Origin of the sequence: Cupriavidus respiraculi, assembly GCF_914271545.1 — a bacterium.
Lineage (GTDB): Bacteria > Pseudomonadota > Gammaproteobacteria > Burkholderiales > Burkholderiaceae > Cupriavidus > Cupriavidus respiraculi.
Map to the genome: position 1 here is coordinate 132,175 of NZ_CAJZAH010000007.1, position 19,240 is coordinate 151,414.

Annotated in this window: 16 protein-coding genes; 6 read left to right on the forward strand and 10 right to left on the reverse strand. The window is 68.9% G+C overall.

Annotated features, from left to right (window positions below; translation table 11 throughout):
* Positions 1-132 precede the first annotated feature (132 nt).
* From LDO27_RS22670 to LDO27_RS22680, 3 genes are all read right to left on the reverse strand, one after another.
* Positions 133-825, reverse strand: a complete 693-nt coding sequence (locus LDO27_RS22670; RefSeq protein WP_224044122.1) for an MOSC domain-containing protein — start codon at positions 823-825, stop codon at positions 133-135.
* A gap of 29 nt (positions 826-854) precedes the next feature.
* Entirely contained in the window at positions 855-2,027 is a 1,173-nt protein-coding gene (locus tag LDO27_RS22675; protein WP_224044124.1) for an MFS transporter, read from the reverse strand.
* 140 nt (positions 2,028-2,167) lie between these two features.
* Complete coding sequence (locus tag LDO27_RS22680; RefSeq protein WP_222203014.1) at positions 2,168-3,190, reverse strand: D-2-hydroxyacid dehydrogenase family protein; 1,023 nt, start codon at positions 3,188-3,190, stop codon at positions 2,168-2,170.
* A 633-nt stretch (positions 3,191-3,823) separates the two neighbouring features.
* Here LDO27_RS22680 and LDO27_RS22685 point away from each other — a divergent pair.
* Positions 3,824-5,680: a phosphoenolpyruvate carboxykinase (GTP) gene (locus LDO27_RS22685; protein ID WP_224044125.1), complete on the forward strand. Its 1,857-nt coding sequence runs from the start codon at positions 3,824-3,826 to the stop codon at positions 5,678-5,680.
* Positions 5,681-5,811: 131 nt separating this feature from the next.
* Here the strand turns inward: LDO27_RS22685 and LDO27_RS22690 are convergent, their stop codons facing one another.
* Both LDO27_RS22690 and LDO27_RS22695 read right to left on the reverse strand, forming a co-directional pair.
* Positions 5,812-6,489: a response regulator gene (locus LDO27_RS22690; RefSeq protein ID WP_377747543.1), complete on the reverse strand. Its 678-nt coding sequence runs from the start codon at positions 6,487-6,489 to the stop codon at positions 5,812-5,814.
* A complete protein-coding gene (locus LDO27_RS22695; protein WP_224044127.1) occupies positions 6,486-7,922 on the reverse strand; it encodes a cache domain-containing protein in 1,437 nt (478 codons plus the stop codon). The genes LDO27_RS22690 and LDO27_RS22695 overlap by 4 nt, the downstream gene beginning before the upstream one ends.
* Before the next feature lie 476 nt (positions 7,923-8,398).
* Here LDO27_RS22695 and LDO27_RS22700 point away from each other — a divergent pair, with 476 nt between their 5' ends.
* The 3 genes from LDO27_RS22700 to LDO27_RS22710 all read left to right on the forward strand — a co-directional run bounded on the left by LDO27_RS22700 (position 8,399) and on the right by LDO27_RS22710 (position 11,352).
* Positions 8,399-10,468 carry a carbon starvation CstA family protein gene (locus LDO27_RS22700; protein WP_224044129.1) on the forward strand — a complete coding sequence of 690 codons (2,070 nt, stop codon included), beginning with the start codon at positions 8,399-8,401 and terminating at the stop codon, positions 10,466-10,468.
* Between the two features lie 26 nt (positions 10,469-10,494).
* Positions 10,495-10,689 (forward strand): YbdD/YjiX family protein, encoded by a 195-nt coding sequence (locus LDO27_RS22705; RefSeq protein ID WP_222203023.1) that lies wholly within the window; start codon positions 10,495-10,497, stop codon positions 10,687-10,689.
* A gap of 186 nt (positions 10,690-10,875) precedes the next feature.
* A complete protein-coding gene (locus tag LDO27_RS22710; RefSeq protein ID WP_222203024.1) occupies positions 10,876-11,352 on the forward strand; it encodes a hypothetical protein in 477 nt (158 codons plus the stop codon).
* 177 nt (positions 11,353-11,529) lie between these two features.
* Here LDO27_RS22710 and LDO27_RS22715 read toward each other — a convergent pair whose 3' ends face one another.
* Entirely contained in the window at positions 11,530-11,793 is a 264-nt protein-coding gene (locus LDO27_RS22715; RefSeq protein WP_224044131.1) for a hypothetical protein, read from the reverse strand.
* A gap of 189 nt (positions 11,794-11,982) precedes the next feature.
* On the opposite strand from LDO27_RS22715, the gene LDO27_RS22720 reads away from it, so the two are divergent.
* Complete coding sequence (locus tag LDO27_RS22720; RefSeq protein ID WP_224044133.1) at positions 11,983-12,885, forward strand: LysR family transcriptional regulator; 903 nt, start codon at positions 11,983-11,985, stop codon at positions 12,883-12,885.
* A 35-nt stretch (positions 12,886-12,920) separates the two neighbouring features.
* Here the strand turns inward: LDO27_RS22720 and LDO27_RS22725 are convergent, their stop codons facing one another.
* The 4 genes from LDO27_RS22725 to LDO27_RS22740 form a co-directional block, all read right to left on the reverse strand.
* Positions 12,921-15,584: a DNA topoisomerase III gene (locus LDO27_RS22725; RefSeq protein ID WP_222203027.1), complete on the reverse strand. Its 2,664-nt coding sequence runs from the start codon at positions 15,582-15,584 to the stop codon at positions 12,921-12,923.
* A 114-nt stretch (positions 15,585-15,698) separates the two neighbouring features.
* Entirely contained in the window at positions 15,699-16,106 is a 408-nt protein-coding gene (locus tag LDO27_RS22730; RefSeq protein ID WP_224044135.1) for a thioredoxin family protein, read from the reverse strand.
* Positions 16,107-16,177: 71 nt separating this feature from the next.
* On the reverse strand, positions 16,178-17,242 hold the full coding sequence (gene dprA / locus LDO27_RS22735; protein WP_224044170.1) for a DNA-processing protein DprA: 1,065 nt from the start codon (positions 17,240-17,242) through the stop codon (positions 16,178-16,180).
* A 91-nt stretch (positions 17,243-17,333) separates the two neighbouring features.
* A complete protein-coding gene (locus LDO27_RS22740; RefSeq protein ID WP_224044137.1) occupies positions 17,334-18,503 on the reverse strand; it encodes a LysM peptidoglycan-binding domain-containing protein in 1,170 nt (389 codons plus the stop codon).
* 161 nt (positions 18,504-18,664) lie between these two features.
* Here LDO27_RS22740 and def point away from each other — a divergent pair, with 161 nt between their 5' ends.
* Positions 18,665-19,171 carry a peptide deformylase gene (gene def / locus LDO27_RS22745; protein ID WP_222203034.1) on the forward strand — a complete coding sequence of 169 codons (507 nt, stop codon included), beginning with the start codon at positions 18,665-18,667 and terminating at the stop codon, positions 19,169-19,171.
* The last annotated feature ends 69 nt before the right edge of the window (positions 19,172-19,240 follow it).

The window sequence follows — 19,240 nt, forward strand, 5'->3', positions numbered from 1 at the left end:
GGCAAGCATTGTTTCCATGCCCTTGTTTACAAGCCATTACAGAAAGGGGGGCCGCCTTGTATCAGGCACCAAACATTAGCAGAAAGCGCGCCAGGGACGCTACGGGCGTGCACCCCCGCCCCGGCGCGGAGGCTAGCCGAGGCGCTTGTCGCGCTGGCGCTGGTTCAGGCTGTCGATGGCAACCTCGCGCGGGCCGGGCTCCAGGACCACGGTGTCGCCCGCGCGGATCTCGCCGGGGCGGACCACGCTGAGGTAGACCCCGGAGTGGCCGGTGCGCACCATGTCCCTGACCGCCTGCGGGTATCCCATCACGGCGTTGAACTTGTGACAGGGCTTGCGCGGCGACTCCACGCGCAGCGTCACGCGGCCGATCACCAGCCGGTCGCCGACCCACAGGTCGCGCTCCAGCAGCCCTTCGAGCGTCAGGTTTTCCCCCATCGCGCCGAAGGACAGGGGCCGGCCCGCATCGGGCAGCCCGACCTCGCGCCGGCGCTGGTTCCAGCCCGCGTAGTGTTCGAGAGGATAGGCGTAGACGGCCTTGAGCGGCCCGCCGTGGACGCTGCGGTCGGCCTGCTCGTCGCCGGACACGCCGGACGGCCGCACCTGCACCCACAGCGGATGGGCCAGCGTGCTGACCGGATGCTTGCGGATGCCGGACTGCACCACGGCTTCCCGGCCGGCGCCGGCCACCACCAGGGGCACCGGCTTGCCGATGCTGACCGCCAGCACGCGGCCGGTGGCGGTGGCCGGGCTCGCTTGGCCGTGCCGTTCCCGTTCCGCTTCCTGTTCCGCTTCCCGTTCCACTACCTGCTGATCCCGCATCATGGCGCTCCCCCGGTATGGTTGGATGGCCCTCAGGCCTCCGATGGCCGCCGGCGGTCATGCGCCTGGCAGCTCAGGGCCCGCGCCCACTGCGAGAGCGCGAGGCCGGCGAGCATCAATATAGCGGCGCCCCAATGCAGCGCATGTGCGCCGGCCATCGTATAGATCGCCGCGCCCACCAGCGCGCCGATGGCCTGTCCCAGGTAGATCGACGAGGAATTGAGCGAGATCGACACCGAGGCCCGCTCAGGCGCCAGCGCCACCAGCCGCGCCTGCTGGGCGCTGTTGGTGGCAAACCCCCCGATGCCCCACAGCATGAAGATCGGCACCAGCGCCAGCGTGCCCAGCGAGGCGAGCGGCCACAGCACCATCGCCGCCAGCGAGGTGGAAATCGTCACCAGCACCACGCGCGAGGGCGTGTAGCGGTCCATCCGCGAGGCGGCCACCACGTTGCCGAGCAGGCCGCAGGCGCCGTAGGCCAGGAACATCAGGCTCAGCGAGCCGCCGCTGATGCCGTGCACGTCGCGCAGCATCGGCGCGATATAGGTGAACATCGTAAACATGCCGGCCGACACGATCATGGTCGTGGCCACCACCAGCATCACCGGCGCATGGCGCAGCACCGCGCCCCAGGCGGCGCGCCCGACCGGCGCCACGGTCAGCCCGCGCGGCAGCGTGCGCCACAGCGCGGCCGCCACCGCCAGCGACAGCACGCCCACCACCGCCATGCTGACGCGCCAGCCCAGCGTGCTGGCGATCCACGTGCCCATCGGCACGCCCACCACGCTCGCCACGCTCCAGCCGAGAAACACGAAGCTGATGGCGCGCCCCCGTTCCAGCGGGCCCACCAGCAGCGGCAGCGTGGCCGCGGTCTGCGGCGTGTAGATCGCGGCGCCGATCGCGGTGAGCAGGCGCAGCGCGAGCAGCACGCCGAAGCTGGGCGCGAACGCCGAGGCCAGGTGGAGCACGCCGTAGAGCACCAGCGAACCGGTCAGCAGCAGGCGCCTGTCCACGCGCGAGCCCAGCGTGGCGAACACCGGCGCGCCGACGCAGCAGGCCAGCGCGAACACCGAGATCAACTGCCCCGCCGTGGCCGCGCCCAGCGCGAAGTCGCCGGCGATGTCGTTGAGCATGCCGGTCACCATCATGGCGCCGGAGCCGATGACGAAATTGCCGACGCAGAGCGTCACGAGCCTGGAATCCATGCGGGCGGGAAGGGAGGGTCGGAAGTGCCGCGCCGGCCAGGGGCCGGCGGGATGCCCGCGAGTGTAGCGGGTTTGCGCAGTTCGGGTTTGCCCCGAGGCGGGGCGGGAGCGGGCCGCACGGGGACGGCCCGCCGGCGCGCTCAGCGCGTGAGCACCGGGGCGAGCGCCTGCGGATTGACGATGCTGTCGTGCTTGCCGGCCAGCACATCGAGGATGTTCTGGAACGCGGTGCGGAAGTACAGCTCGTAGCTGTCGCGCTCGACATAGCCCAGATGCGGCGTGCAGATGCAGTTCTCCATGCGCAGCAGCGCGTGGCCCTGCAGGATGGGCTCGGACTCGAACACGTCCACGGCCGCCATGCCGGGGCGCCCGCGATTGAGCGCGGCGAGCAGCGCGCCTTCCTCCACCAGCTCGGCGCGGCTGGTGTTGACGAACAGCGCGGTTGGCTTCATCCGGCTCAGGTCGGTGAGCTTGACCATGTGGCGCGTCTCGTCGTTCAGGCGCAGATGCAGCGTCAGCACGTCGCTGTCGGTAAAGAGCTGTTCCACCGAATCCGCCACCGCCAGGCCGTCGGCGCGGGCGCCCTGCTGCGAGGCCTCGCGGCCCCACACCAGCACGTTCATGCCGAAGGCGCGGCCATAGCCGGCCAGCAACCGGCCGATCTTGCCGTAGCCCCAGATGCCTAGCGTCTGGCCCTGCAGCTTCTGCCCGAGCCCGAAGTTCGGCGGCATGGTGGTGGACTTGAGCCCCGACTGCTGCCACGCGCCGTGCTTCAGGCTCGCGACATACTGGGGAATGCGCCGCTGGGCCGCCATGATCAGCGCCCAGGTCAGCTCGGCGGGCGCCACCGGCGAACCCACGCCTTCGAGCACCGCGACACGCCGCTCGGTGCACGCATCCACGTCGATATGGCCGCCCGGGCCGCCGACGCGGCCGGTCTGGCTGATGATCCGCAGCTTGGGCAGCTTCTCCAGCAGCTGGCGGGTGATGCGGGTGCGCTCGCGGATCAGCACCACCGCTTCCACGTCGGCCAGCCGCGCGGCCAGCTGGCCCACCCCCTTGACGGTGTTGTTGAACACCTTGACGTCGTGGCCATCGAGCAGGCGGAAGCAGGGCAGCTTGCGCACGGCGTCCTGGTAATCGTCGAGTACGGCAATCTTCATCGGCAAGTTGGCCTCACTGGGGCAAGAGGACTACGGGGCTAGAGGGCAGGGGAGCGGTACGGGCGCGCAGCGCTGTGTCCGGCTTCGGTACGCGTCCCCACAGAGCGGCACGGGTTCGCACAGTATTGTTGACTACCCCGCGGCGAGGCAATGGCGTCTCGTCGCGGAACCCGCGGCCGCTGGCACGAACCCGTCCGGAGCGGCCTGCGCGCGGCCGCCGGCCGCGCCAACCTTGCTGCAGAGCAAAAAACGGAGACAAGCAGCGATGGTATCCTTGCCGCCTTCGGTATTGCGTCGGACCGCCGGTCGAGCCCCGCTCCCGGGTACCGCGCGACACCGGACAAAGCCTGCCTGGCCCCCGCGGCGTAGCGCCCGCGGAAAAACCGCCACTGTAGCGCAGCCACATGGTCCACCGCGGAAATTCCCCGCCAATCGCCGCCCTGGACTTGTAACGGCATGTGTCGGTCCCGCCCGGCCAGATTCCCGCGGGAGTCGGCCCCGCGCGGAACCGCCTCCGTCGGCAAGTGGTCCCTACAGCATGCGGCAGCGATCCGCGTCCCCTTCCTTCCGAGGTTTCCGACGCCCTCGCCCAGCCCGGCTTTGCCAGATTTCCTTTCGCTTTGGAGTATCAGCATGAACCACCCCACCATGCAGGGCACGCCCGCACTCAACGTTCCCGCCTGGGTCAAGCACCAGAAGCTGGTCGCCTGGGTCGCGGAGATCGCGGCGCTGACCAAACCCGACAGCATCTACTGGTGCGATGGGTCGCAGGAGGAATACGACCGCCTCTGCGAGCAGATGGTCGCCGCCGGCACCATGAAGCGCCTCAATCCCGCCAAGCGGAAGAACTCCTTCCTCGCGCTGTCCGATCCGTCGGACGTGGCCCGCGTGGAAGACCGCACCTTCATCTGCTCGCAGAAGCAGGAAGAGGCCGGCCCCACCAACAACTGGATGCCGCCCGCCGAAATGCGCCAGACGCTCGGCGGCCTGTTCGACGGTTGCATGCGCGGCCGCACCCTGTACGTGGTGCCGTTCTCGATGGGGCCGCTCGGCTCGCCGATCGCCCACATCGGCGTGGAACTGTCCGACAGCCCCTACGTGGCCGTCAACATGCGCATCATGACCCGCATGGGCCGCGCGGTGTACGACGTGCTGGGCGCGGACGGCGAGTTCGTGCCGTGCGTGCACACCGTCGGCAAGCCGCTGGCCGCCGGCGAGAAGGACGTGCCGTGGCCGTGCAACCCCACCAAGTACATCGTCCACTTCCCGGAGACGCGCGAGATCTGGTCGTTCGGCTCGGGCTACGGCGGCAACGCGCTGCTGGGCAAGAAATGCTTCGCGCTGCGGATCGCCTCGACCATGGGCCGCGACGAAGGCTGGCTGGCCGAGCACATGCTGATCCTGGGCGTGACCTCGCCCGAGGGCAAGAAGTACCACGTCGCCGCCGCGTTCCCGTCGGCCTGCGGCAAGACCAACTTCGCGATGCTGATCCCGCCCAAGGGCTTCGAGGGCTGGAAGATCAGCACCATCGGCGACGATATCGCGTGGATCAAGCCGGGCCAGGACGGCCGCCTGTACGCGATCAATCCGGAAGCGGGCTACTTCGGCGTGGCGCCGGGCACCAGCGAGAAGACCAACTTCAACGCGATGGCTACGCTCAAGGAAAATGTCATCTTCACCAATGTCGCGCTGACCGATGACGGCGACGTGTGGTGGGAAGGCATGACCAAGGAGGCCCCGGCCCACCTGATCGACTGGCAGGGCAAGGACTGGACGCCCGCCATCGCCAAGGAGACCGGCGCCAAGGCCGCCCACCCGAACGCGCGCTTTACCGCGCCCGCGGTGCAGTGCCCCTCGATCGACGACAACTGGGACAACCCGGCCGGCGTCGCCATCGACGCCTTCATCTTCGGCGGCCGCCGCTCGACCACGGTGCCGCTGGTGACCGAGGCGCGCAACTGGACCGAAGGCGTCTACATGGCCGCCACGATGGGCTCGGAAACCACCGCCGCGGCCGCCGGCCAGCAGGGCGTGGTGCGCCGCGACCCCTTCGCCATGCTGCCGTTCTGCGGCTACAACATGAGCGACTACTTCGGCCACTGGCTCGCGCTGGGCAAGAAGCTCGAGGCATCGGGCGCCAGGCTGCCCAAGATCTACTGCGTCAACTGGTTCCGCAAGGACGCCGACGGCAACTTCGTGTGGCCGGGCTTCGGCGAGAACATGCGTGTGCTGTCGTGGATGATCGACCGGATCGAGGGCAAGGGGCAGGGCGAGGAACACGTGTTCGGCACCTCGCCGCGCTACGAGGACATCAGCTGGAACGGCCTGGACTTCTCGTCCGAGCAGTTCGGCCAGGTGACCTCGACCGACCGCGCCGCCTGGGAACAGGAACTGGCGCTGCACGACGAGCTGTTTACGCAGTTGAAGAACGGGCTGCCGGAGGCGCTGACCGAGACGCGCCAGGCGCTGGCCAAGCGGCTGGCTGCCTGATCGGGGCTCTGCCTCCCGCGTGGCGGGAGGCTCCCGGCTCTTGCCGGGCGCTCACCACCAATGCAAAACGCCCATCTCACGACGAGATGGGCGTTTTGCCTTCCGCGGACCGCTACTGGCCGCCCCGGGGCTCAGCTACCGCCCCCCAGCTGCTCCACCGCATACTTCACCAGCCCGGCCCGGCTCTCGATGCCGAGCTTGCGCTTCAGATTGAGCCGGTGCGTCTCCACCGTGCGCACTGACACGCCCAGCGCGGCGGCGATTTCCTTGTTGGCCTGACCGCGCCCGATACAGGCGAGGATGTCGCGCTCGCGCGGCGTCAGCGCGTCGAGCGGCCCGGGCGCCGGCATTTCCTCGGCCATGCGCCGCGCGATGCGGGCGCTGTAGAACACCCGGCCCGCCAGCACCGCCTGGATCGCGGCGACGAGCTCGTCCGCCGGGGCGTCCTTGAGCACGAAGCCCCGCGCGCCGGCCCGCACCGCCTGGCGCACGTATTCCAGGTTGTCGTGCATCGACACGATCAGCACGGCCAGTTCGGGATAGCGCTCGTGCAGCGCCCCCGCGAGCGCGATGCCGCCCATGCCGCGCATGCCGATATCGGTGATGACCAGATCGGGCATCGTCCGCGCATCGGCGCGCGCAAGCCACGCCAGCGCGGCCTCGCCATCGTCGGCTTCGCCGACCACGGCCAGCCCGGGCTGCAACGCCAGATGCATGCGCATGCCATCGCGCACCAGCGCGTGGTCGTCGATCAGCAGCACCCGCGCGGGGCCGCCGTGGCCGGCGTAGGGGGTCGACATGGAAATCATGATGGCGAGACCTCCGTGGCGGCCGGCCGCGAGCCCGCGGCGGCGGCGTCGGGCAGGCGCGGCGCGGGCGTGCCGGGCAGCGGCAGCGCGGCCGCCACCAGCGTGCCTTGCGGCCCCGAGGCGATATCGAACCGGCCGCCCAGGGCCGCCACGCGCTCGCGCAGGTTGCGCAGCCCGATGCCGCGGCGCGGGTCCAGCTGCATGCGCGCCACGTCGAAGCCGCTGCCATCGTCCTGCACCGTCAGGCGCACGCTGTCCGGACCATACGCCAGCACCATGCGCACCCGCCGCGCCCTGGCATGGCGCTCCACATTGGTCAGTGCCTCCTGGGCGATGCGGAACAGCGCGGTGGCGGGCTCGCTGGGCAACTCCCGGGGTTGCCCGCTCGTGGTGACGCGGATCTCCAGCTGGCTGGCCTCCTGCATCTCGCGCGCCAGGTGCTCCAGCGCGGGAAACAGGCCGAGGTCGTCGAGCAGCGCCGGGCGCAGGTTCCGGGCGACGCGGCGCACCTCGTTGAAGACGGTATCGAGCCGGTTCAGCGCCATGCCCAGCACCGGCGCCGCCGCCGCGCCGTCGGCCGGCTCGCGCCGCAGGCGGTCCACCGCGGTTTCCAGCACCAGCTTGACCGAGACCAGCAGCTGGCTGACCCCGTCATGCAGCTCGCGCGCGAGCCGGACGCGCTCCTCCTCCTGCGACTGCACCACGCGCTGCGCAAGCTGGCGCAGCTTGGCGTCGGCCTCGCGATGCTCGCTGACGTTAAGGGCCAGGCCGCTGGCGGCCACCAGCAGGATGCTGATGCCGGCGATCACGCCGATCCACGCCATCGTCTCGCGGATATCCGTCTCGGCGCGCGCGTCCAGCCGGCGCAGCGTCTGCTCGACATCGTCCAGGTAGATGCCCGTGCCCAGCATCCAGGCCCACTCGGGCACCGCCACCACGTAGCCCAGCTTGGGCGCGACCTGCTGCGACGACGGCTTGGTCCACAGGTAGCGCACGGCGCCCCCGGCGCTGCCGCTTTGCGCGGCCGCGATCAGCTGCTGGATGGTGGGCGCGCCCTGCGGATCGCGCATGTCCCACAGGTCGCGTCCGACCAGGTCCGGCTGGCGCGGGTGCATCAGGTTGCGGCCCTGCAGGTCGTACAGGAAGAAGTAGCCGTCGCGGCCGTAGTCCAGCCGCGCCAGCGCCTGCATGGCCGCCTGCCGCGTGGCGGCGTCGTCGCGGCCGGAACGCACGAAGGGCGCGATGGTGCTCTGCGCAAGTTCGACATAGTGGCGCAGCTCGGTTTCCTTGCTCTGCAGATAGGCGGCCTCGACCAGCACGCGCTCGTGGCGGGCGAGCGAGGTGGCCTGGAAATGCACCGCGAGCGCAATGCCCAGCATGGCGAGCGCCAGCGGCGCGACCGCGAGCAGCAGGATTTTCTGGCGGAGTTTCACGGCGGCGGCGTCGGAAGAATCTGTGGCGGGTTCGGGCCGGTCCGGGGCGGATCCGGGGGCCACTTCCGGCAACTACGGGTAAATCCCGACCCCGGCAAGTGGTGTGTGGCCGTCGCGCTACGTAGTACTACGCAGCGGCGCTGCGTAGTTACGCGCTTGTGCCGGGGGTGGCGGGTGTCAATACTACACGCCGGACGCGCGGCCGCTGGCGCAGGGCCACGCGCGACGTCCACCGCAACGGGATGCGGATGTGCCGCGCACGGCCGCATCACCCGCCTGCCACGACAAGATCCGGCGAGACGCCACCCGGACGACGGCGGTACGACCGTACCCCGCCCTCGGAGACAACGCACCACGGATGGTCGGCGCGCCGCTCGCTGGCGCGCTATTCGCTTGGCCTGGAGCCGGGCGCCAGCCGTCGACACCGGACTTGGCCCGCGGGCATTCTCATCAATCGGTCTGAGGAGACCTTCATCATGAATCGCATCGGGCAACACCTGATGTGGCTGGCCGTCGCCATTCTCGGCGCCTTCGCCTTCGCCACCGTTGCACTGTCTCGCGGCGAAGCCGTCAGTGCCTTGTGGATCGTGGTCGCCGCGGTCTGTATCTATCTGATCGCCTACCGCTACTACAGCCGTTTCATCGCCGACAAGGTCATGCAGCTCGATCCGAACCGCATGACGCCCGCCTGGCGCCATAACGACGGCCTCGACTACGTGCCGACCAACAAGGCGGTGCTGTTCGGCCACCATTTCGCCGCCATCGCCGGCGCCGGTCCGCTGGTGGGTCCGGTGCTGGCCGCGCAGATGGGCTACATGCCCGGCATGCTGTGGATCCTGGCCGGCGTGGTGTTCGCCGGCGCCGTGCAGGACTTCATGGTCCTGTTCATCTCCACGCGCCGCGACGGCCGCTCGCTGGGCGACCTGATCAAGTCCGAGATGGGCACGGTGCCCGGCATGATCGCGCTGTTCGGCTGCTTCATGATCATGATCATCATCCTCGCGGTGCTGGCGCTGATCGTGGTCAAGGCGCTGGCCGATTCGCCGTGGGGCACCTTCACGGTGGCCGTGACCATCCCCATCGCGATCTTCATGGGCCTGTACACGCGGTATATCCGCCCGGGCCGCATCGGCGAGGTGTCGGTCATCGGCTTCGTGCTGCTGATGCTGGCCATCATCGGCGGCCAGTACGTGCACGAGAGCCCGACGCTCGCCCCGCTGTTCACCTTCGACGGCCGCGCGCTCACGTGGATGCTGATCGGCTACGGCTTCGTGGCCGCGGTGCTGCCGGTGTGGCTGCTGCTCGCGCCGCGCGACTACCTGTCCACCTTCCTGAAGATCGGCACCATCATCGCGCTGGCCATCGGCATCCTGATCGTCGCGCCGGACCTGAAGATGCCGGCCTTCACCCAGTTCGCCGACGGCGGCGGCCCGGTGTGGTCGGGCAACCTGTTCCCGTTCCTGTTCATCACCATCGCCTGCGGCGCCGTGTCCGGCTTCCATGCGCTGATCTCCTCGGGCACCACGCCCAAGCTGCTGGAGAACGAAACGCATGCGCGCTTCATCGGCTACGGCGCGATGCTGGCCGAATCCTTCGTCGCCATCATGGCGCTGGTCGCCGCCTCGGTGATCGAGCCGGGCGTGTACTTCGCCATGAACAGCCCGGCGGCGGTGATCGGCACCACGCCGGAAGCCGTGGCGGCCGCGGTCTCGAACTGGGGCTTCGTGATCACCCCCGACGTGCTGGTGCAGACGGCCAAGGACGTGGGCGAGAACACCATCATCTCGCGCGCCGGCGGCGCGCCGACGCTGGCCGTGGGCATCGCCCATATCCTGCACCAGGTGGTGGGCGGCCAGGCCATGATGGCGTTCTGGTACCACTTCGCCATCCTGTTCGAGGCGCTGTTCATCCTGACCGCGGTGGATGCGGGCACCCGCGCCGGCCGCTTCATGCTGCAGGATCTGCTGGGCAGCTTCGTGCCGGCCCTGCGCCAGACCGATTCGCTGCCGGCCAACCTGATCGCGACCGCGCTGTGCGTGGCCGCCTGGGGCTACTTCCTGTACCAGGGCGTGGTCGATCCGCTGGGCGGCATCAACACGCTGTGGCCGCTCTTTGGCATCTCCAACCAGATGCTGGCCGCGGTGGCGCTGGTGCTGGGCACCTGCGTGCTGGTCAAGATGAAGCGCGGCCGCTATGCCTGGGTCACCGCCGTGCCGACGGTGTGGCTGCTGATCTGCACGCTCACGGCCGGCTGGCAGAAGCTGTTCGACCCGGATCCCAAGGTCAGCTTCCTGACCCACGCCGCCAAGTTCAGCGACGCGATCGCGCAGGGCACCGTGCTGGCACCGGCCAAGTCGATGGAGCAGATGCACCGCATCGTCTTCAACGACTACCTGGACGCCGGCCTGTGCGCGCTGTTCATGTTCGTGGTGCTGTCCATCGTGTTCTACGGCTTCAAGACCGCCTTCCAGGCGCGCGGCATCGCCAGGCGCACGGACCGCGAGACGCCGTTCGAGCCGATGCCGGCCGCCGCCGCACAACGCTGAACCGCCAATCCGCAAGGAGACCCGCCATGCTGGAATCGCTCGAGAAAGCCGGACGCTATCTGGGCCAGTCGCTGCGCCTGATGGTCGGCCTGCCGGACTACCAGACCTATGTGGCCCATATGGAAAGCACCCATCCGGACCGCGAACCGATGAGCTACGAGGCGTTTTTCCGCGAACGCCAGGAGGCGCGCTACGGCGGCGGGCAAGGGAAGTGTTGCTGACGGGTGCGCGGTTGTAACAGCCGATTCCGGCCGAAGTGCCGGAGCCCCCGAAACGACAAGGGCTGCCTGATGGGCAGCCCTTGTTGCGTTTCTGCAGCAGAAATATGCCCTTACAGGTGGTTACAGCAAAGGCAAGGACGCAAAACTACACTTCGATCACAGTTTGGCAAACAGAGGAAAAAACATATGTCTCGCCACATCGTTCGCAATATGACCCTGGCCCTCGCCCTGGCGGCATCGTCTCTGCCAGTTTTCGCGAGCGACATGAACAACGCGCTGGGCGGTGCCCTGGGCGGCGTGGCCGGCGCGGCCGTGGGCGGCGCCCTCGGCGGCTCGACCGGCGCCGTGGTCGGCGGCGCGCTGGGCGGTGGTGCCGGCGGCGCCATCACCTCGAACCGCCGCGAGCGCACCGGCGCGATCCTCGGCGGTGCCCTGGGCGGCGGCGCAGGCACGGCGGCCGGCAACGCGATGGGCGGCCGGGGCGGTGGCCTGATCGGCGCCGCGGTGGGCGGTGGCGCGGGCGCGGCGCTGGGCGGCAACGTCTCGCGCAGCAACTCCTACGAGAACGACCGTGATCGGTACTACAAGAGCGGCTATTACAAGAACGGTAAGGGCAAGTACAAGCGCAGCAAGCACCGCCACCGTCACCACGATCACGATTGACGCATCGGGCGCGCGGGATCCCGGGGGATCCCCGACGCACCCGACGCAGCGCCGGGGACGGGCCAGCAATGGCCCGTTTTTTTCGTCCGGCCGGCGTCGTCCCAAACGAAGACGCCCGTACCTTTCGGTACGGGCGTCCTTGTTGCAGCCGGTGCGGCGGCTCGGCGCCGCCGTGGCTCAGCGCGCTGCGCCGTCGGTGTACGGGTCGAACTTGCCGACCTTGGCACCGTCCGTGTACGGATCAAACTTGCCGACCTTCGCGCCATCGGTGAACACATCGAACTGGCCGATCTTGCCGCCGTTGCTGTAGACCGAGGTTTCGGCGCGGGCGCCGTCCAGGAAGGGATCGAACTTGCCGGCCTTGGCGAAGGCGGGCGCGGCGACGAGGGTGGCCGCGAGAGTCGCTGCGGCGGTGAACAGGGCGAGACGCGTTGTTTTCATGATGAGGCTCCTTTGCTCGGGGGATGTGAGCCTGCTGGCGTTCTTCGCTGCAGTGCCGCATCCGATGGCTGGATATTAGGCATTTCCCTCATATGAATAAATATTGGCGTCCACAATGATTAGTTCTAATTTCAACAACAAACGTCCCCGTTTTATAAAAAATCGACCGAACGGGAGGGAGACTATGTCATGGACCGGCTTCAATCGATGCGCGTGTTCTCCAAGGTTGTCGAGCTAGGCAGCTTTGCGCGTGCGGCGCAGCAATTGGAAATGTCGAACGCGGTGGTGACCCGCTACGTCGCCGACCTGGAGAGCCATCTGGGTACGCGGCTGCTCAATCGCACCACCCGCAGCCTGTCGCTGACCGACGCCGGCGAGACCTATCTGCAGCGCTGCCAACAGATCCTGGACGATGTGGAGGAAGCGGAATCGATCGTCACCGCGCGCGGACAATCGCTGTCAGGGACGCTGAGGATCGTCACCCCGGTGATGTTCGGGCTGCACCTGCTGCCGCCGATGCTGGCGAAATTCCAGGAGACGTATCCCGACGTGGTGTTCGACGTGCAGTTGTCGGACCGCATCATCGATATCGTCGAGGAGGGGCGGGACGTGGGGGTGGTGCTGTCCGACCTGGGACTGGGTTCGCATCTGGTCGCGCGCCCGCTGCTGTCCGCCGAGATCATCCTGTGCGCGTCACCGGCCTATCTGCGCGACGGCCCGCCGCTGCGCCACGCGCACGACCTGACGCACCACCGCTGCATCGCGCTGCGCCTGCCCAATGTCGATCATGTATGGACCCTGTCAGGTCCCGAGGGGCAGGTAACCGTGCCGATCCGCCCCGGCCTGCTGTGCAGCAACGCGGAACTGGCGCACCAGGCGGCGCTGGCCGACATGGGCGTAGCCATGCTGTCGTCATACCTGGCGCGGCCCGCGATCGAATCCGGACGGCTGACGCACATCCTGCCGCAGTACCAATTGCCGCGCCGCGATATCAGCGTGGTCTATCCCAGCCGCAAGTTCCTGCCCACCAAGGCGCGGGCATTCATCGATTTCCTGCTGGAGGAAGGCCGCGCCAAGAGCGGCACCGGCTAGGGCCCGCCGGGCACCTGCCGGCACCGGCTCCGGACTTACTCCTCGGCGTCGGCCGTGGCCTTGGCCTTGCCGGCCGGCCGCGTCTTCTTCGCGGCCGCCTTGGTGGCGGTTTTGGCCGCCGCCTTGGCCGGAGCCTTCTTCGCCGCCGCCTTGGCCGGCGCTGCCGCTTCCTCGTCCTTGCCGGCCGTCTTCGCCGCGGCCCGGGCGCCGCCCTTGGCGGCCGTCTTGGCGCCGGCCTTGGGTTCGCGCGCCTCGAATTCGAAGCCGATCTTGCCGTCGGGCTGCTTGACCAGGTACGCCTTGAAGTTGCGGCCCGTGCGCGACGACTTGAAGCCGGTCAGCAGGTCGGTGCGGCCATCGGTGAGCAGCTTGCCGATCTGCTCGCGCGAGATCTCCTGCTGCAGGATGATCTTGCCGGTCGTGAAGTCGCAGGTCTTGGGGTTGGCGACCGTGTTCTCGCAGACGTATTTCATGCCGTGCTCGAACACCGCACCGGCGCACTTCGGGCAGCTGCCCACCGGCTCCTGGCCGCTGAAGTCGATCGGCTCGCCGTCGTTGTCGTCGTCGTTCTGGCCGAAGTCGAACTCCATCTTGTAGTGGCCGTCGTCGTCCTTCGCGAGCTTGAGGATGGCGGCGAAGGGCCGGCCCATCTTGCTGCGGAAGCCCTGCAGCGGCCCGATGGTCTTCTCGCGCAGCAGCTCTTCCACTTCCTCCAGCTCGAACTGGCGGCCGCCGGGAATCTTGCTGATCGAGAAATCGCACGCGGTGCAGGCAAAGCGGCGGTAGTTCTCGCGCACCTGGCTGCCGCACTCCGGACACGGCGTGGATAGCGTCGCGTAGTCGCCCGGGATGGTGTCGCTGTCGTACTCCTTGGCCCGCTTGACGATCTGCTGCGTCATCTGCGCGATCTCGCGCATGAACTCGTCGCGCTTGAGGCGCCCGCGCTCGATCTGCGCCAGCTTGTGCTCCCACTCGCCGGTCAGCTCGGCCTGGGTCAGCTCCTGCACGCCCAGCCCGCGCAGCAGCGTCATCAGCTGGAACGCCTTGGCCGTGGGAATCAGTTCGCGGCCCTCGCGCACCAGGTATTTCTCGGTGAGCAGGCCCTCGATGATGGCCGCGCGCGTGGCCGGCGTACCCAGCCCCTTGCCCGCCATGGCCTCGCGCAGCGCGTCGTCGTCCACCAGCTTGCCGGCGCCTTCCATCGCCGACAGCAGCGACGCTTCGTTGTAGCGCGCCGGCGGCTTGGTGGTCAGGCCCACCGATTCGACCTTGTCGGTCTTGACCTTCTCGTCCTTGGCCACGGCCACCAGGTTGGCCTCGTCGCCCTGCGCCTCGCGACCATAGATCACCAGCCAGCCCGGATTGACCAGCACCTTGCCTTCGGTCTTGAAGTGGTGGCCGGCGACCTCGGTCACACGCGTGGTGACCTGGAATTCGGCCGCGGGGAAGAACACCGCCAGGAAGCGGCGCACCACCAGGTCGTACAGCTTCTGCTCGGGCTCGGACAGGTTCTTGGGCGCCTGCAGCGTCGGGATGATGGCGAAGTGGTCGCTGATCTTGCTGTTGTCGAAGATGCGCTTGTTCGGCTTGACCCAGCCGTTGTTGAGCACCTTCTTCGCATGCGGCAGATAGTTCGGCGAGCTGTCGGCCAGCATCTCCATGGTGTCCTTGACCGTGCCAAGGTAGTCCTCGGGCAGCGCGCGCGAATCGGTACGCGGGTAGGTCAGCACCTTGTGCTTTTCATACAGCGCCTGCGCCAGGCCCAGCGTGTTCTTGGCCGAGAAGCCGAAGCGGGAATTGGCCTCGCGCTGCAGGCTGGTCAGGTCGAACAGCGCCGGCGACTGCTGCGTGGTGGGCTTGGACTCCTCGGTCACCGTGCCGGTCTTGTCGCGGCAGGCGGCGACGATGCTCTTGGCCTCGGCCTCGCTCCACAGCCGCGACTCGCGCGCCTCGGGATCGAACTCGTTCTTCTTGAACTTCGGATCGAACCAGCGCCCTTCGTACAGGCCGGCGGCGGCGATGAACTCGGCGCGCACCTCCCAGTAGTCGCGCGGCACGAAGTGTTTGATCTTCTCCTCGCGCTCCACCACGATCGACAGCGTGGGCGTCTGCACGCGGCCCACCGTGGTCAGGAAAAAGCCGCCGCCCTTGCTGTTGAACGCGGTCATCGCACGCGTGCCGTTGATGCCCACCAGCCAGTCGGCCTCCGAGCGGCAGCGCGCGGCATCGGCCAGCGGCAGCATGTCGGCGTCCTCGCGCAGGCTGGCGAAGCCGTCGCGGATCGCCGCGGGCGTCATGGACTGCAGCCACAGGCGCTGGATCGGCTGCTTGGCCTTGGCCTGCTGCACGATCAGCCGGAAGATCAGTTCGCCCTCGCGCCCCGCGTCGCAGGCATTGATCAGGCGGGTCACGTCCTTGCGCTTGATCAGCCGGTTCAGCACCTTCAGGCGCGACTCGGACTTGGCGATGGGGCGCAGGTCGAAGTGCGGCGGGATCACGGGCAGATTGGCGAAGCTCCACTTGCCACGCTTGACCTCGTAGTCGTCCGGCGCGGCAATTTCCACGAGGTGGCCCACCGCCGACGACAGCACGTAGTCATCGCTTTCGAAGTACTCGTCGTGCTTGGTAAAGCCCCCGAGGGCGCGCGCGATATCGGCGGCAACCGATGGCTTTTCCGCGATGATGAGGGCTTTAGACATGGAAGGGATCCTTGCCGGCCGCCGTCGTGGCGACCCGCGAATTGCACTGCACTATATGTAAACAGACGCTTTGAGGCTCCCGGGAGCCACGAGGCGCCAATAATAAGCGGGCTGTCAAGGCCGGTGCAAGCCGGCCCCGGGCGCCAGCCAGCCCAGCACGTCCGGCGCCCCGGCGCCCGCCGCATGCATCGCGCCGCCGCGCGCCAGCATGCGCTCCAGCGTTTCGATATGCGGCAGCAGGGTGCCATAAAACTGCGGTTCGGCGGCGCCCACGCCCTGCACCAGCACGGTCGGAAAATTCTCGACGTCGATATCGCCAAGCCGGTCGGCATGGGTTTCGATATCGATCCACACAAAGCAATCGTCGGGGCAGCGCTCGGCCAGCCCCCGGAATGCCACCAGATATTCCTTGCACGTGCCGCACCAGTCCGCGCACAGGCACGCCACCAGGCGGCCACCGGGGCGTTGCGCCAGCGCCTGCGCCAGTGCGGGCAGATCGTGCTCGGGGAAGTAAACGGTCATGGGCCAGTAAACATGAGGCTTTTCAGCCACTCGACATCAGGGGATTGTAGCGGCTTGCCGCGCGAGTCCCCTTATTGCGCGGCCAGGCGCCGATACCGGCCGCCCGGCAGGCGTTCCACCCCTCCGTCCATTTCCAGCCGGAAAAGTTCGGCGACCACGGCCTCCGGGCTCAGCCCGCAACGCTCGCAGATGGCGTCGATCGTCAGGGGATCGTGGGCAAGGGCGGCGCCGAGCGCATCGGCGGGAACCGCCGTCACGGCGGGGCGCGCCGAACCCTTTGGCGGCGACGCGCGGCGGCCGAGGCCCAGTTCGTCCAGCACGTCCTGCGCGCTTTCGACCAGCGCGGCGCCGTCGCGGATCAGCCGGTGGCAGCCGCGCGCAAGCGGCGCGTGGATCGAGCCCGGCATGGCGAAGACATCGCGCCCGAGTTCGGCCGCCAGCCTCGCCGTGATCAGCGAGCCCGAGCGCAGCGCCGCCTCTACCACCAGCACGCCGCGCGACAGGGCCGCGATGATGCGGTTGCGCTGGGGGAAGTGGTGCGCCCGCGGCGGCGTGCCGAGCGCGAACTCGCTGACGATGGCGCCCTGTCCCGCGATACGGTCGGCCAGCACCCGATGGCGGGACGGATAGACCACGTCCACGCCCGTGCCAACCACGGCGACGGTGGCGCCCGCGGCATCGAGCGCGCCCGCATGCGCGGCGGCGTCGATGCCCAGCGCCATGCCGGACACCACCGTCACGCCCGAGCCGGACAGCGCCTGGGCGACGGCGCGGGCATCGCGCCCGCCCTGCAACGTGGCATTGCGCGCGCCGACGATGGCCACCGCCTGGCCGTGCAGTGCGGCCAGGTCGCCGCGCACATGCAGCAACGGCGGCGCATCGGCCAGGTCCAGCAGCGCGCGGGGATAGGCGCCGTCCGCGAGCGTCACCAGATGGTGACCCGGCTCGCGCAGCCACGCGACGGTGCGCGCGATCAGTGCCGCCATGCGGGCGTCCGGTGGGGCCAGCAGGGCGCGCGCCGCGGGCGCCGGCAGCACGGTGGCCAAGCGCGCCGCGCCCAGGCGCAACATCCGCTCGGGCAGGCCGAAGAGGGCGAGCAGCCGCCGTACGGTGGCCGGGCGCAGGCCCGGGGCCATGGTCAGCCGCAACCACGCGGCGACCTCGTCGGGATCGCGCGTGGTGGCGGCGGCCGCGGCCGCCGGGACGAGGGGAACGCTCAAGATCCGCTCAACGCGGCGAGGTGACCTGGTCGCCGACCTCGACCGTGTTGGACGCGTCCGTCACCAGCGCATAGGCCAGTCCCGGAAACACGCGGAACACGAAGGCGAGGCCATAGCGCTCGTTGGGCAGCGTGATGGGACGCGCGTTGTCGGTGACATCCCTGACCACGCCGCCGGTGCGCGACAGCGCCAGCACCGTGCCCGGCTCCAGTCCCGCCGCGCTACCCACGTTGAGCACCACCACCTGCTTGGCCCCGCCGTACTTGACGCCGCCGTAGACCGCGGCCACGACGCCGTCCACGGCCGACGCCGGCGCATGGGGCACGTAGCGCACGGGCTCGCGCGCCGGCTGCGGCATCAGCAGCGTGCCGGGCCCCATCTCCTGCACCGCCTGCGTGACGGTGACGGTGGATACCGCATCGGGTCCCTGCGGTCCCCGCACCAGCCGCACGTTGCCCTGGTATTGCGCCTCGTAGCCAAGCACCTTGCCCGTGCGCGGATCGCTGATCGGGCTGACGGGCTTGTACGCCTGCCAGTCGCTGCCCGCCGCGTCGCCGACGATGCCCCGCGCATAGGCGGTATCGCCGCGCCCCATGTAGACCCGGGCCTCGGGCAGGGCGACGATGCGGGCCGACGTGTCCAGCGTGCCCTGGTCCACCACCAGCGGGCGGATGAGGAAAGGCTCGATATCGCCGGCCGGGATGCTGGCGATGGCGCTGGCCTGCGCATCGCCGTCGCGCACACCGGGCGAGAGCCGTACCACGTCGCCGGCGGCGGCTGCGGGCGCGGTGGACAGCCAGGCGCGCCCGTCGCGCTGGATCAGGTACAGCACCTGGCCGGGATAGATCAGGTGGGGATTGCGGATCTGCTGCCGATTCATGCCCCACAGCTCGGGCCAGCGCCAGGGCTGGCGCAGGAATTGGGACGAGATGCCCCACAGCGTGTCGCCCTTGCGTACCCGGTACTGCGAGGGCGCACCCGCGGCCAGATCGCTCGCGGGTATCCCCTGCCGCGCCGCGAGATCGGCCTGGGCGTGCTGTGCTGGAGTGACGGGGAGGTCGGCCGAAACGGCCTGGGAGGAGGGGAAGGTGATGCCGGCGGCGCCGAGCATCAGGAGTGCGAACGTGGGCAACCCGCGGCCCGACACCGCCTGGTGTTCTTTGGTAAGATCGCGCATTTTCCTGACCGGCCCGTGGCTGGACCGGATTGACCCTGGAGAGCGTGCCTGCTTGCGGCGCGCCTTGAATTTTTGTACTTGCGCCCCGATTCTGCATGTAAACCCCTGCCGCCGCAACGCGGCCCTCACGGGCATCATCGCCGGCGTTGCGCCCCCGCATCATGGCTAAACTGGACATCCTGACCTACCCCGATCCCCGCCTGCATATCGTCGCCAAACCCGTGGCCGAAGTGGATGACCGCATTCGCCAACTGGTCAAGGACATGGCCGAGACGATGTACGAGGCGCCCGGCATCGGCCTGGCCGCGACGCAGGTCGACGTGCACGAACAGGTCATCGTCATCGATACCTCGGAGACCCGCGACGAGCTGCGCGTGTTCATCAATCCCGAGATCGTCTGGGCCAGCGACAACCGAAAGGTATGGGAAGAGGGCTGCCTGTCGGTGCCCGAGGTCTACGACCGCGTGGAACGCCCCGACCGCGTGCGGGTACGGGCGCTGAACGAAAAGGGCGAGACCTTCGAGCTCGACGCGGACGACCTGCTCGCCGTCTGCATCCAGCACGAAATGGATCACCTGAAGGGCAAGGTCTTCGTGGAATACCTGTCGCCGCTGAAGGTCAACCGCATCAAGTCCAAGCTGCAGAAGCGCTCGCGCAGCCGCATGTAAGCCGGCGCCCCAACGCTTCGCAAGCACCCGAGCCGGCCGCCCACGCGGCCGGTGCCGTTTTCCGGACCC